We start from the raw sequence: 13,364 nt of genomic DNA on the forward strand, positions 1-13,364 counted from the left end.
CATATAAGTAGCGATGTATTTTTATATAATGTGCAACATGAAAGACACAAACGGTTACTTCAAAACTTCACACACAATTCTTCGCTTATATACTAACCTGTTTACTAATCGTTTCTCGTGCTAACAGAAAACTCATAATCACTTGCGCAGCTACTCTACTCGTCATATCCCTAAAATCAAGAGTTGGATCAATTTCTACTATATCCATCCCTTGAACGAGTGGCTCTTTACCAAGGAATTCAATTGCATCAAGTAAAGTTGTACTATCCATTCCACCAGGGCCAATTGCTGGACAGCCTGGCGCAAACGCTTGGTCTAATACGTCCATATCAAGAGAAATATAAATAGAAGTCACACCTTGTTTTCTTAATACTTCAATACTTTCTGAAATAAGATCTTTTATTTCTCGCTCTCTTACATCTTTCATTGTATACACTGTCACGCCATGCTCTTTTGCATATTCATGGTACGTACGTGCATTTGAAAAATTACGAATTCCGATTTGAACGAGTTGTTTTCCTGTAATGACATCATTTTCTAGTAAACTACGGAACGGTGTACCATTTGACGGACCACCATCATCTAAATTGCGTAAATCATGATGGGCATCAAATTGAATAATACCGACCTTTCCTTTACTATTTGCAAAACCTGTTATACTCGGGAAACTAATCGAGTGGTCACCACCAAGAACAATCGGTATCATTTTCGGATTTACTTTCGTCAAGTGACCAACTGTTTTCGCAATTCGGTTATGACTTTCTTTTATATCTGTCACATGCATCGTAATATCACCGCAATCATGAAGAACACTTTCTTTCATATCGTGTTCTTCTGTAATTGCGTACGTGCTATATGCATCTAACATCGCACGAATTGTTTTCGGTGCAAAACATGCCCCTGAATGACTAATAGATGGTTTAGAAAGGGGTGCACCAATTAAGGCTGCACCGAATATTTCTACGCCTTCCTCCCAATCTTTAATCATCTCACTCCATTTCGTTACTTCACGATCAATAAATTTTGCATTTTTCTTTAAATAGTGGCCGTGCTCCACGATTGTTCACCTCTTGTATATGCGATATTACCGTTCTTCCACACTGTATTTACATGACTTACGCCGTAATGGTACGGTACGTAAGCATAATTGTAAGCATCCCATAAAACTAAATCTGCCTTACGACCAACTCTAATTTTCCCAGCTACATCACCACGATTAATTGCGTAAGAAGAGTTAACTGTTACCGCATTCCAGACTTCTTCTGGTGTCATTTTCAGTTTCAACATCGCAATGCTCATAATAAGCTGAATGTTTTCAGTTGGACAGCTACCTGGGTTAAAGTCTGTAGCTAAAGCAACTGCTACACCTTCATCAATCATTTTGCGTCCACGTGCAAAACTTTCTTTATTTAAATAGAAAGTCGTTCCTGGTAATAAAGTCGCTACTGTATTAGAGTTTGCAAGCATTTCAATTCCTTTATCAGAAGCGCCAACTAAATGGTCCGCTGATGCTGCACCAATTTCAGCTGCTGCTTCCGCACCACCAAGAGGGTCGATTTCATCTGCATGGATTTTCACGTCAAAGCCAAGCTCTTTCGCTTTTAATAAAAATTCTTTTGATTCTTCTACAGAGAACACACCTGTTTCGCAGAAAATATCGATGAATTCAGCTAATTGCTTCTCTTTCATTTCTGGCAGTAGGTCTAACATCCATTGTAAAAATTCTTTTGATCTACCTTTATACTCTTTCGGAACTGCATGAGCACCTAAAAATGTGGAAACTAAATCGATTGGATGCTCTTTTTGTAATTGTGCAGTTGCCTCTAATTGTTTCCATTCCGTCTCGTCATCTAATCCGTAACCACTCTTAGCTTCTACAGTTGTCACACCAAAAGATAACATACGGTCTAAATGAAATTTCGCTTTTTGAACAAGTTCTTCTTTCGACGCCTGCTTCGTTGCATTTACAGTTGAAAGAATACCTCCGCCTTTTTCTAAAATTTCTAGGTACGGAACTCCTTGTAATTTTAGTGCGATTTCATTTTCACGAGATCCACCAAATACAAGATGAGTGTGCGGATCAACAAGACCAGGAGAAACCATTTTCCCGCCGCAATCAATAACTTCTTTCGCCTGAAGCCCTTTTGCTTCTTCCGCTGTTCCAACGAAAGTAATTACGCCTTTTTCAATTCCAACTACACCGTTTTCAATAACAGGAAGCGTGTTCATCGCTTCCCGTCTTAACAAGCCATCTTCTTGATCCATTGTTAGTAATTGACCGATATTTATTAGTAAAGTGTCCAGCATGTTTTCTCCTCCTTATTTCATCATTGGAATGTTAACGCCTTTTTCTTTCGCTGTTTCAACAGCTAAGTCATATCCAGCATCTACGTGACGAACAACACCCATTCCAGGATCAGAAGTTAATACGCGCTCAATACGTTTTGCTGCTGCTTCTGTTCCATCTGCAACAATAACCATTCCAGCGTGAAGTGAATAACCCATACCAACGCCACCACCGTGGTGAACAGATACCCAGCTCGCACCGTTTACACTGTTAATTAATGCATTTAAAATTGGCCAGTCTGCTACTGCATCACTGCCGTCTTTCATCGATTCTGTTTCACGGTTTGGAGATGCTACTGATCCGCAATCTAAATGGTCACGACCGATAACGATCGGTGCTGATAATTCACCATTCGCCACCATTTCATTAATGATGCGGCCAAATTTTGCGCGCTCACCGTAACCAAGCCAACAAATACGTGATGGAAGGCCTTGGAACTCAACTTGCTGACGAGCCATACGAATCCAGTTACATAAATGCTCGTTATCAGCAAACTCACGTAAAATTACTTCATCAGTTTTATAAATATCTTCTGGATCACCAGAAAGCGCTACCCAGCGGAATGGTCCTTTTCCTTCACAGAATAACGGACGGATAAATGCTGGAACGAATCCTGGGAAATCGAATGCATTTTTTAATCCTTCATCGAAAGCAACTTGGCGAATGTTATTTCCGTAATCAAATGTAATCGCGCCTTTTTCTTGCATTGCAAGCATTGCTTCCACATGTTTTTTCATACTTTCTTTTGATAATTGTACGTAACGTTCTGGATCTTCTTCACGAAGTTTCGCTGCTTCTTCTAACGTGTAACCTACTGGAATATAACCGTTTAATGGATCATGAGCAGATGTTTGATCCGTAACTAAATCTGGCGTAATATTACGCTTCACTAGTTCTGGTAAAATCTCCGCTGCATTTCCTAACAATCCGATTGAAATCGGTTCTTTCTTCTCTTTATACTCGTTCGCAATAGTTAACGCTTCTTCTAAAGACTCTGTATACAGATCACAATATCTCTTTTCAATACGACGATCGATACTACGCTTATCTACATCAATAGCGATCACAACACCGCCATTCATCGTTACAGCAAGAGGTTGCGCACCACCCATACCACCTAAACCAGCAGTAAGTGTTACTGTACCTTTTAATGATCCATCGAAATGTTGACGTGCCGCTTCACCAAATGTTTCATATGTTCCTTGTAAAATCCCTTGTGTTCCAATGTAAATCCAGCTACCAGCTGTCATTTGGCCGTACATCATAAGACCTTTTTTCTCCAGTTCACGGAAGTGATCCCAGTTCGCCCATTTCGGTACTAAGTTTGAGTTCGCTAACAGAACGCGAGGTGCATCTTCATGTGATTTAAAAATTGCAACTGGTTTTCCTGATTGAACAAGTAACGTTTCATCGTTCTCTAACGTTTTTAATGAATCAACAATTGCATTGTAGCTTTCCCAGTTACGAGCTGCACGGCCAATTCCGCCATATACAACTAATTCTTCTGGTTTTTCAGCAACTTCAGGATCTAAATTGTTCATTAACATACGAAGTGCAGCTTCTTGAACCCACCCTTTCGTTTGTAACTCAGTACCTCTTGCCGCACGAATTGTTTGTTGTACTTTTTCCATTTCAATCTCTCCCTTTTCTTGTTTTATAGTGCTGCGTTTACATCCAATCTTTCTTTTATCGAATAATTCGTTTTTAACCAATGCGTGATATTTTCAATATCCGTTGAGAATATGCGATCATTTGTAATAGAAGGTACTTGCTGACGGCCTTGATGATAGAACGTTTTCGTTACTGTACTCATGTTTTCAATACCGCGATATTCTGCTGCTTGCATCGCACAAATCATCTCAATAGAAAGAACGCGTCTTGCATTTTGAATAATTTGATGTGCGTGACGTGAAGCGATTGTCCCCATACTCACGTGATCTTCTTGGTTAGCTGACGATGGAATTGAATCTACACTCGCCGGATGTGCTAACGTTTTATTTTCTGAAACGAGTGAAGCCGCTGCATATTGCATAATCATTGCACCAGACTGAAGTCCTGGCTCTGGACTTAAAAATGGTGGTAGATCATTTAATTGCGGATTTACTAAGCGTTCAATACGACGCTCTGAAATATTTGCAAGTTCTGCCATTCCAACTTTTAAGAAGTCCATGGCAAATGCAATCGGTTGTCCGTGGAAGTTACCACCTGAAATTACTTTTTCCCCGCCATCAAAAATAAGTGGGTTATCTGTCGCTGCATTCATTTCAATTTCTAATTTTTCTTTCACGTAATTTAAAACTTGCCAAGAAGCACCGTGTACTTGTGGGATACAACGAAGTGAATATGCATCCTGTACACGAAGTTCTCCTTGTTTTGTCACTAACTTACTATCTTGAAGGATGTCACGAATTCTGCTCGCTACTTCCACTTGCTCTTTATAACCGCGTGCTTTATGCACATTTTCATCAAATGCATCAATAATGCCTTGTAATCCCTCAATTGTCATAGAAGCAATTAATTCAGCTTGATAAGCCGTTGCTTCTGCTTCTATATAAGATAGTACTCCTTGCGCTGTCATCGCCTGCGTGCCATTAATTAACGCAAGACCTTCTTTCGCTTCAAGTTCAATCGGCTCAAGGCCCTCTTCTGTAAGAGCAACCATCGCATGCACTCTCTTCCCTTTATAGAACACTTCACCTTCACCTAATAAAACAAGAGCAAGATGAGATAGAGGTGCTAAATCGCCACTCGCACCAAGTGAACCTTGTTGCGGAACGACTGGGTGAATTTTACGATTTACAAACTCAAGAAGCATATTTACAACAAGCGGTCTAACACCAGATACTCCTTTAAGCATCGTGTTCGCTCGTAAAATTAACATACCGCGTGATACTTCTTCAGGAAATGGATCGCCTATCCCGCATGCATGTGATTGAATTAAGTTGTGCTGAAGTGCCTTTACATCATCTTTTTGAATAAGCACATCACTAAACTTTCCAAAACCAGTTGTAATACCGTAAACGACTTTTCCGTCCTCTACAATTTTCTCGACAACTTCGCGGCACTCTGCCACCTTTTGCATACTAGTTGGGCAAGCTGTTACACCTTCACCTTCAAGTAACAACCTCTTCATTTCTTCAACTGTCAATGTGTGTCCTGTTAGCGTAATCATTCTTTTTCCTCCTTATAAAGGCAAAAGGGGACCTTATCTTTTTAAGACAGACTTCTGTCCTAAAAAAGTAAGGCCCCCTTCTAACTAATAGACTATGGGCAAATCATATGTGATTAATTCCTAAACCAATCGCCTCATGCTCAGATCCTTTTACAGGTGCACCAATCGTTCCATATAATGCAACAGCAACCCATTCGCCTTCTTTTTTTCCGTCGTATGGTCTACCGCGCACAATCGCAAAGCGAAGTCCTACTGTACGAAGAACGTCTGCTAACTGAATTTGACCTCTCGTCACTCCGTACAAAGCTTCCATTATTGCATGATAAAGTGCATGTGTTTCTCTGTAAACGTCTGTTTCAATAACTTGGGTGCTTTTCGCCGCTGTTTCCATTGCTGCTACAACCTTTTGCGAATTCATAGAACCCACTTTCCCCGTACAATACTTCCAACCTTTTGGAATAGATAATACAGGGCTTTCATTCTCATCCGCAAGTGCCAACAGCATGGCCATACGACCAATTCGATGTGTTCCTTGAAGAAGCATGTGACTCTCTCATTTCTTTTGAATTATTTGAATATTACTTAATTTAAGAATATATGAAAATGGTTAAATCGTCAATAGTTTAAAATAATATTCAAACAATTTTTTCATCTTCTCAATTTGTGTACACAAATTATTTACATAAATTTTTCAAGCGTGCTATAGTCTCACTAACAGATGCAAAGGAGCGAAATTTCAGTGGCGAAGCGAAAAGATATTCATTTTCGAATTGAAGAAAAATTACTTGAAAGATTTGAAGCAGCACTCCATTACGAAGGTTTAAATAAAACAGACGTATTAACACATGCAATCCAGCAATTTTGCATAAAGGTGGAATGTGAAAAAATGAATGATGTAAAACGCCAATACAGCGTAAGCAACCATTTACAAACACGTATCAATACGCATAAACATTTTGAAGAGAAACGAGTGAATGTAGATGAAGTCGTCATGGAACATTTACAACTCCAAGGAGAAGAAAAAATATTAGAGGTCGGATGCGCTAACGGAAAATTCCTTTCCCTTTTACAAACAAACGGTCATAAAGGACATCTAACCGGCTTTGATCAATCGGAAACTATGCTTTCTGAAGCTGCAATAAAGAATAAAATAATTGAATGGAAACTGGGAGATGCTAGTAAACTTCCTTTCGACGCTAATTGTTATGACTGGGTAATCGCAAGGCATATGCTATACCACATGAAAGATGTCGAAAAAACAATTCAAGGATTCCATAAAGTAATTCGTCCCGGCGGCGCGCTTTTAGCTACAACAAATTCTAAAGTTTCAATGCCTCGTATAGTTGAAATGTGTAACAGCATGCTAGACGCATTTGACTTACCAAAAACATCACCAGCAGTAGCTCCATTTTGTTTAGAAAATGGTAAAGAGATAATAAAATCTGTTTTTTCAACTGTTGAAGAAACAATTATTCATAATGCACTCATTTTCCATCATGCCTCTCCAATTATAAACTATATTTCTAGCATGTTTCCATCGCTGAATATACCTGATAATATGTATCTTCATGCTGAAATGAAGGAGTGGCTGAAAAAAGAAATAGAAAAGGAATTATCACTTCACAACGGTATATGGCGCGATCCGAAAACGATAGCGATTTATCGATGTAAAAAGAAAAAAAGCTAGCAAATGCTAGCTTTTACACGTTTTTCGGTAATAGCTTCTCCATCATCATATTGCCCTTACCACCATAAAAATTTGTATTATGTTCGTTCGCTACTCCAAAATAAGAAGCAACTGCTATTCCGAATGGTACAAAAGCATGTCCTTGTGCTGTAATAATATTTGAGTGTCGCACAACTTCTTCATACACAAAATTTTCTACTGGAAAACAATCTATTTTTTTATAATCGATAGTCACTGTATACGAGATTTCTTTGAATGAGCCTGCTTTTGCTAGCGCATACGGTCCAGCACAAATAGCAGCTACTAATTTTTCTTGTTCGTGAAATTGACGGATGACTGAAAAGAGTACTTCCGCATCCTTCATATGTATTGCATCTCCGCCCGGAATAATAATCCCCTCATATTCTTCTACACGCACTTCACTTAATTCTATATGCGGTTGTACTTGCAAGCCTGTTTCACTTATAATCAATTCTTTTGTTAAACCCGCAGTAATGATTTCATATTTCTTTTTCAGCAATGCTGTTGCTACTGTAATTTCAAACTCCGCAAATGTTGGATATACGAATAATAATATTTTTTTCATAGTCCTTTCTCCTTTAACCAGCCCATAAAATATGCTTCTAATTCATCCACTGTTAATGTATTCGTGTCTACACAAGTTACAGGAAATTGTTTATACCATTCTTTTTCAGTTTCTACTAATTTAAATTGTTCCTCAAAAGTACTTCGATTTCTTGTCATATCATTATTTTTTCTATCATATACATTCTCTTTCGAAACGTCTAAATAAAAAATTGCATCCGAACGGCATTCTCTTAATTTATACAATTCATCTTTTAATTCTGTTTCTATATCCCACTCTTTCCCTATCACTTTCGGATAAAAGAGTGTATAAAATTCAATATCTTCTGGCCCACGATCAAAAATCACGACTGAACTTTTCACATTTTGAAACTCTTTTATTTTTGCTTCAATAAACATTTTTTGATTTGTAATAAATCCCTCTTTTGTACACATATCCAAATTTAATTTTTTTCGCTTTTCTACAATTTGATAAGGATTTTCATATATAACTGAAAGCCCACATCGCTCTAAGCTTTTGGCCAATGTTGTTTTTCCACTTGCCATCGGTCCTTGAAGTGAAATTACGTATACCATCCCTCTCATTCCCTTTTCTTATAATACATTGATAATATACAGAATTTTGAAAACTATCAACATAATATATATCACCTTGTTTCTTATTCTTATGTAACTTATAATAAAAAATAGAGATTATGACGGACGCAAAATAATGTAAGCTTGGAAATCCAAGCTTACATTATTTTTTGCTTTCCCTTTTCTTATAAAAAGAGTATACTAAATTAGAACGTATGTTCTTAATAATTACATACAGTAAGGAGATAGAACAATGGTATACGACACAAAAGCAATTTCTTGGAATGCATCTTTAAAACAACTTCAACGCCGCTATACAAACAAACAAGTTGACCGAAAAGAATTTGAAGATATTGAACTAATGGAATTCTTCCGCGATAACGACTACATTTCTTTACCTACACATATAAGCGGCCTATCAACAGCGCGTTTTACTTCTTACTCTATTTTCACAACTGAAGATAAAGATCGTAAAGTTGGCACACTTATTATTGAGTACGTTGAAGACGATACTAATAATTTATGTGTTGAACAACTATACTTCGTTTAAACTATAACGCTTGGTCAAATTGACCAAGCGTTCTTGCTTTCTATGAATCTCACTGTTTATAATATGAATAAAAGAAAGCCGCAATCATTAAGGGGGGATATACTTGCTCGAAGGATGGTTCAGTTGGTTCATTGTATTATGGACTGTAATTTTATTAGGACTTATGTCTATCGGTGGATACTTTATGTTCAGAAAATTTTTAAAACGATTACCGAAAGAAGACGGTATGTCTATTTTAGATTGGGAAGCACACTACATTGATCAAACACGACACTTATGGGATAACGAGCAGAAACAATTATTAGAAGAACTCGTAAGTCCTGTTCCTGAACTATTTCGTGATGTTGCTAAATCAAAAATTGCTGGTAAAATTGGAGAACTAGCATTACAAGAAAATGCCTCTCAAATTACACAAGATTTAATTATAAAGGGATATATCGTTGCCACACCGAAGCGTGATCATAAATTTTTAATAAAAAAACTACACGAAAAAGAGATTGATTATTCTCATTATCAATCTTTACTAACAAAATACCCTTCGTAAAAAAAGATTGCTAGCTTATGGCAATCTTTTTTTACTGACAGTTACTGATTTTACGGCTGTTAATCTAGCTTCCGCTAAATCTATTTGTAATCCAATCGCACCGGCATAAATATAATCAAATGTATTTGGAATATTAACCATTGTAGAAGTTGTCCCCGCTGTCAATACTCCATTAGCAGGGACATCATTAGTCACATCAAATTCAGCACGTCGATTCGTTGCGGCTGTTCCAATCGGCATATTTCTATCCCAAAAACCTCCGACTGTATCTAAATTTCCTAAATAATTATTGACTTGTGAAGCAAAAAAGTTAGGATTTGCATTGTTAGGTCCTGAAAGTGCTCTACCATTTAAAACAAATGTATCTGCAGTCGCATCCGTATCACCATTAGGAATTCCAGTTGGAACCTTGAATCCATCAGAATCAGTAACTATTTCATTCCAAGTACAGGTTATTACACTTCCAGCTAATAGAATGATTACAAATATCGCATCAGTTACGTATACTTCTCAGCCTGATCCTACTAGACCACCCGTCACAACAACGACAACAACACCACCAATTACGATAGAAGTAAACCCGAATGAGCCAAACACATTTATTAAGACTGCAAATGTAAATAGCGTCCAGCTCGGTGACTTCATAACATATACACTTACCTTCACTAACAATGGCACTATACCAGCAAATAATTTACTCATTACCGATCCACTACCTCCTGAAGTTACTTTCTATCAGGATTCAGTAACAGTAAACGGCGTATTACGTCCTGGAAGTAATCCAACTATTGGTATTCTTATTGAAACTGTTAATCCAGAGGAATCCGTTATCGTTCGCTTCTTCGTACAAGTAACAAGCGAGCCACAAAATGGCCTTATCCAAAATACTGCGCGAGTTAGATATACACTCAGACCAGACCCTACTAAACCACCGATTCCTGTCGATGAGACTTCAGAACCAAACATCATTCCGTTTATCGGTCCATTCATCTCACCAAACTTAAATTGTTTTTTTAATGGTGAACGGTTTATACGTCGCGGTTGGAACAGAGGATGTTAACAATATAAATAAAAAGACAGCGTTTTTGGCGCTGTCTTTTTACTTAATACATATACAGTTTTAAGTTAGTTTCATATCTTTTTCATTATAAAAACCGTCTTCTTTTTCCATTTCCTTCTGTAATTTCGTAAAGGAACGGTACATCGCAATTCTCCATGACACAATCATCGCAAACGCAAGTAAGAAGAACATACCGCTAAGTTGTCCTAAATCAAGAGATTGACTTAAGTATGTTTTAAATACAATCCGCACTACAAGTAATCCAATTAATATAAAAACAAATGCTTTTGAACGCTTCAAATAAATCTCTTGTCCTCTAATTTCAAATTTAGATGTTTTAATAAGAAAAATAGAGAAAAACAACCCGACACCAATTGCTTCTAACATTTCTGCTGGAGTTAATCGAAATTCAGGAAAAACATACATCAACGCTCCCGTACTCATAAAAAATGGCGGAAGTATAATCTTTTTCAATGTTGCAGGTTTCTTAGCTGCCTTTAAACGAATAAACATCGCACCAACAGCCATACAAACAGCAACGATACTGGATAAAACAACTATGTTCATATTTTCTCATCCTTTTTTGTGGCTATATGCAAAATATACTTTCATTATATGCTTTTCCGTTAGTATTTCCAACATTTTCACAGAATAATACTAAAAACCGGTAAATCCACCAAATAAACTTGAGAAATATACGATAATTTTCGTCATCCAATTAAAATATAAGAATATCCCCATGACAATCATAATGTATCCTCCGATTTTCATGAAAGCCATACTATTTCTTTTAATCCAAGACATTTTCGTAATAAAGAATGAAAGTACGAAAAACGGGATAGCAAATCCAAGTATGTAAGCAATCATATAAATCATTGCCGATTCTGGGTTTGTTGCAGCTAATCCAATTACAGACACTAAAATAGGTCCAGTACATGGTGTCCACCCTGCAGCAAATGCCAATCCAATTAGAACTGAACCAAAATAACCACTCGGACGATTCTTAAAAGTAAATTTACGATCTTGCATTAAAAACTTCGGCTTAAACACACCGACAATTATAAGACCGAACACGATGATAAATATACCACCTAACTGTCTAATTAAATCTTTATAATCCGTAAAGATGCCTCCGATAAAACTTGTACCAAATCCAATCGCAATAAAAATAATTGAAAAACCAAGTAAGAAAAACGCTGTATGTATCATACTTCTTTTGCGAAGCATTGCATTTTCTTCTTTCAATTCAGAAACCGACATACCTGTTATGTATGATAAAAATGCCGGGTAAAGCGGTAAGCAACATGGGGAAATAAATGATAGAAACCCAGCGCCAAACGCTAAAAAAATACTAATATCTTGCATGATTCCACTCCTCTCCTTACATATTGTAGCAAAAACACATAAAAATACTATGAACAATTCGTGAACTCACTTTAACAACATGATAATAAGAAAAAATACCTTTACAAACAGTTTCTAATAAAACGTTTTCATTTCCTTCTATTATATAGAACAATCTCAATTGGATTATAAAGCTCTTCCTAATTGTTACTAACATAACAAAGGTTTCACAGTTTCTCAAATACTTAGCACATTACAATTAACTTCGCACATATTGGCCTGAAAAAATATTTTTTTCAAATGCTGTCTTTATACAATGTAACGCTGATTTTACAATACTTTAATTATTATTAATTTCAAGATTATGCATAAATATCATACTTTTATTATTATTCTATAAAATGTCGCACTTTTCTTTCAGTTGACCCTTTATTTTTAATTTTGTATACTTCCCTCTAGTTATATATGTCCGTTACGGAACAATTTCATATAGATGGGAGGAATTTTTCATGCTTCGTTATTCTCTTTTAGTTTTATTAGGAGCGTGTAGTTATGGGATTTTAGCTATTTTTGTTAAACTTGCTTATGCAGAAGGATTTTCACTCGGAGAGGTAATTGGTAGCCAATATTTGTTCGGTTGGATTATTTTGCTTACTATTACACTTCTATTTTCTAGACACCGTGTTCCATTAAAACAAGCGTTAATTCTATTCGTTGCAGGAACATCGGCAAGCTTTACTGGAATTTTTTATTATGCTTCATTAAAAACTGTACCAGCTTCTATTGCAATTATACTTTTATTCCAGTTCGTTTGGGTTGGGATTATCATTGAAGCAGTCGCAACGAAAACATTACCTTCAAGAGAAAAAGTTATTTCAGTTATTTTCTTACTTGTAGGTACATTTTTATCAAGTGGTTTACTAGAAAAATCAGCAGGTGATTTCGATACGACTGGAATCATTTTAGGTTTATTATCTGCCGTTACATTCGCAACATACATTTTCGTGAGCGGAAAAGTTGCTGTTGAAGTGCCTTCATTACCGCGCGGTGTTCTTTTAATGGCTGGTGCTTTAACTTTAGTAATGCTCGTATTCCCGCCAACATTTATTATGAACGGTGCCATTTCTCAAGGGCTTTGGAAATACGGCTTAGGATTAGGAATATTTAGCATCGTTATTCCATCTATTGCCTTTACAATTGGCATTCCAAAAATCGGTTCTGGATTAGCAACTATTCTTGGTGCAGCAGAACTACCAGTTACAACTATTATGTCTGTATTCGTTTTAAAAGAAGCTGTACTATCTTCACAATGGTTCGGTGTATCACTTATTTTAATCGGTATCGCAATCCCGCAAATTGCCTATGCAATGCGTGGACGCTATCAAAAACATCATACACATAAAAAAGTGGCTGCATAAACGAGAGAGGATTTTCACTTGAGAGTCCTCTCTTTTATTGTTGTATACTTATAGTAAATACTTCGTTTAAGAAAGAGGGCA

14 protein-coding genes and 2 pseudogenes are annotated in these 13,364 nt (G+C 36.7%); 5 read left to right on the plus strand and 11 right to left on the minus strand.

Features of this window, described 5'->3' with window-relative positions:
- Window positions 1-85: 85 nt before the first annotated feature.
- The 5 genes from hutG to hutP all read right to left on the minus strand — a co-directional run bounded on the left by hutG (window position 86) and on the right by hutP (window position 6,063).
- Window positions 86-1,057 (minus strand): formimidoylglutamase, encoded by a 972-nt coding sequence (gene hutG / locus ACP6L7_RS14660; RefSeq protein WP_000399820.1) that lies wholly within the window; start codon window positions 1,055-1,057, stop codon window positions 86-88.
- Window positions 1,036-2,307 carry an imidazolonepropionase gene (hutI, locus tag ACP6L7_RS14665; RefSeq protein ID WP_097829103.1) on the minus strand — a complete coding sequence of 424 codons (1,272 nt, stop codon included), beginning with the start codon at window positions 2,305-2,307 and terminating at the stop codon, window positions 1,036-1,038. Before hutI ends, hutG begins: the two co-directional genes overlap by 22 nt.
- A gap of 12 nt (window positions 2,308-2,319) precedes the next feature.
- Window positions 2,320-3,978, minus strand: a complete 1,659-nt coding sequence (gene hutU, locus ACP6L7_RS14670) for a urocanate hydratase (protein ID WP_097829104.1) — start codon at window positions 3,976-3,978, stop codon at window positions 2,320-2,322.
- Window positions 3,979-4,001: 23 nt separating this feature from the next.
- Window positions 4,002-5,519, minus strand: coding sequence for a histidine ammonia-lyase (gene hutH / locus ACP6L7_RS14675; protein WP_097829105.1), 1,518 nt, complete (start codon window positions 5,517-5,519; stop codon window positions 4,002-4,004).
- Window positions 5,520-5,622: 103 nt separating this feature from the next.
- Window positions 5,623-6,063 carry a histidine utilization transcription antiterminator HutP gene (gene hutP, locus ACP6L7_RS14680; protein ID WP_000926520.1) on the minus strand — a complete coding sequence of 147 codons (441 nt, stop codon included), beginning with the start codon at window positions 6,061-6,063 and terminating at the stop codon, window positions 5,623-5,625.
- Window positions 6,064-6,258: 195 nt separating this feature from the next.
- On the opposite strand from hutP, the gene ACP6L7_RS14685 reads away from it, so the two are divergent.
- Window positions 6,259-7,206 carry a class I SAM-dependent methyltransferase gene (locus ACP6L7_RS14685; RefSeq protein WP_141533356.1) on the plus strand — a complete coding sequence of 316 codons (948 nt, stop codon included), beginning with the start codon at window positions 6,259-6,261 and terminating at the stop codon, window positions 7,204-7,206.
- Between the two features lie 13 nt (window positions 7,207-7,219).
- Here ACP6L7_RS14685 and ACP6L7_RS14690 read toward each other — a convergent pair whose 3' ends face one another.
- Both ACP6L7_RS14690 and ACP6L7_RS14695 read right to left on the minus strand, forming a co-directional pair.
- On the minus strand, window positions 7,220-7,792 hold the full coding sequence (locus tag ACP6L7_RS14690; RefSeq protein ID WP_097829107.1) for a DJ-1/PfpI family protein: 573 nt from the start codon (window positions 7,790-7,792) through the stop codon (window positions 7,220-7,222).
- Window positions 7,789-8,376 (minus strand): AAA family ATPase, encoded by a 588-nt coding sequence (locus tag ACP6L7_RS14695; protein WP_141533357.1) that lies wholly within the window; start codon window positions 8,374-8,376, stop codon window positions 7,789-7,791. The genes ACP6L7_RS14690 and ACP6L7_RS14695 overlap by 4 nt, the downstream gene beginning before the upstream one ends.
- A gap of 244 nt (window positions 8,377-8,620) precedes the next feature.
- On the opposite strand from ACP6L7_RS14695, the gene ACP6L7_RS14700 reads away from it, so the two are divergent.
- Window positions 8,621-8,917 carry a hypothetical protein gene (locus ACP6L7_RS14700; RefSeq protein WP_097829109.1) on the plus strand — a complete coding sequence of 99 codons (297 nt, stop codon included), beginning with the start codon at window positions 8,621-8,623 and terminating at the stop codon, window positions 8,915-8,917.
- Window positions 8,918-9,020: 103 nt separating this feature from the next.
- On the plus strand, window positions 9,021-9,461 hold the full coding sequence (locus tag ACP6L7_RS14705; protein ID WP_097829110.1) for a DUF2621 domain-containing protein: 441 nt from the start codon (window positions 9,021-9,023) through the stop codon (window positions 9,459-9,461).
- Window positions 9,462-9,476: 15 nt separating this feature from the next.
- On the opposite strand, the pseudogene ACP6L7_RS14710 reads toward ACP6L7_RS14705, so the two are convergent.
- A pseudogene (locus tag ACP6L7_RS14710) lies at window positions 9,477-9,851 on the minus strand (hypothetical protein); the annotation flags it as partial.
- Between the two features lies 1 nt (window position 9,852).
- On the opposite strand from ACP6L7_RS14710, the pseudogene ACP6L7_RS14715 reads away from it, so the two are divergent.
- Window positions 9,853-10,521 (plus strand): annotated as a pseudogene (locus tag ACP6L7_RS14715) (hypothetical protein); the annotation flags it as partial.
- A 60-nt stretch (window positions 10,522-10,581) separates the two neighbouring features.
- Here the strand turns inward: ACP6L7_RS14715 and ACP6L7_RS14720 are convergent.
- The 3 genes from ACP6L7_RS14720 to ACP6L7_RS14730 form a co-directional block, all read right to left on the minus strand.
- On the minus strand, window positions 10,582-11,088 hold the full coding sequence (locus ACP6L7_RS14720; protein WP_001028639.1) for a CcdC family protein: 507 nt from the start codon (window positions 11,086-11,088) through the stop codon (window positions 10,582-10,584).
- A 90-nt stretch (window positions 11,089-11,178) separates the two neighbouring features.
- Window positions 11,179-11,886 carry a cytochrome c-type biogenesis protein CcdA gene (ccdA, locus tag ACP6L7_RS14725; protein WP_071747706.1) on the minus strand — a complete coding sequence of 236 codons (708 nt, stop codon included), beginning with the start codon at window positions 11,884-11,886 and terminating at the stop codon, window positions 11,179-11,181.
- A 16-nt stretch (window positions 11,887-11,902) separates the two neighbouring features.
- Window positions 11,903-12,052: a peptidase T gene (locus ACP6L7_RS14730; protein WP_306475211.1), complete on the minus strand. Its 150-nt coding sequence runs from the start codon at window positions 12,050-12,052 to the stop codon at window positions 11,903-11,905.
- Between the two features lie 322 nt (window positions 12,053-12,374).
- On the opposite strand from ACP6L7_RS14730, the gene ACP6L7_RS14735 reads away from it, so the two are divergent.
- Window positions 12,375-13,283, plus strand: coding sequence for an EamA family transporter (locus ACP6L7_RS14735; protein ID WP_097829113.1), 909 nt, complete (start codon window positions 12,375-12,377; stop codon window positions 13,281-13,283).
- The last annotated feature ends 81 nt before the right edge of the window (window positions 13,284-13,364 follow it).

This window comes from Bacillus silvicola (genome assembly GCF_050524305.1).
GTDB classification, from domain to species: domain Bacteria; phylum Bacillota; class Bacilli; order Bacillales; family Bacillaceae_G; genus Bacillus_A; species Bacillus_A cereus_AT.

What these genes read in the sequence shown, in the direction of transcription:
- hutI (WP_097829103.1), bottom strand. Translation starts at nt 2,307, where the DNA reads ATGCTGGACACTTTACTAATAAATATCGGTCAATTACTAACAATGGAT.
- hutU (WP_097829104.1), bottom strand. Translation starts at nt 3,978, where the DNA reads ATGGAAAAAGTACAACAAACAATTCGTGCGGCAAGAGGTACTGAGTTA.
- hutH (WP_097829105.1), bottom strand. Translation starts at nt 5,519, where the DNA reads ATGATTACGCTAACAGGACACACATTGACAGTTGAAGAAATGAAGAGG.
- hutP (WP_000926520.1), bottom strand. Translation starts at nt 6,063, where the DNA reads ATGCTTCTTCAAGGAACACATCGAATTGGTCGTATGGCCATGCTGTTG.
- ACP6L7_RS14690 (WP_097829107.1), bottom strand. Translation starts at nt 7,792, where the DNA reads ATGAAAAAAATATTATTATTCGTATATCCAACATTTGCGGAGTTTGAA.
- ACP6L7_RS14695 (WP_141533357.1), bottom strand. Translation starts at nt 8,376, where the DNA reads ATGAGAGGGATGGTATACGTAATTTCACTTCAAGGACCGATGGCAAGT.
- ACP6L7_RS14700 (WP_097829109.1), top strand. Translation starts at nt 8,621, where the DNA reads ATGGTATACGACACAAAAGCAATTTCTTGGAATGCATCTTTAAAACAA.
- ACP6L7_RS14720 (WP_001028639.1), bottom strand. Translation starts at nt 11,088, where the DNA reads ATGAACATAGTTGTTTTATCCAGTATCGTTGCTGTTTGTATGGCTGTT.
- ccdA (WP_071747706.1), bottom strand. Translation starts at nt 11,886, where the DNA reads ATGCAAGATATTAGTATTTTTTTAGCGTTTGGCGCTGGGTTTCTATCA.
- ACP6L7_RS14735 (WP_097829113.1), top strand. Translation starts at nt 12,375, where the DNA reads ATGCTTCGTTATTCTCTTTTAGTTTTATTAGGAGCGTGTAGTTATGGG.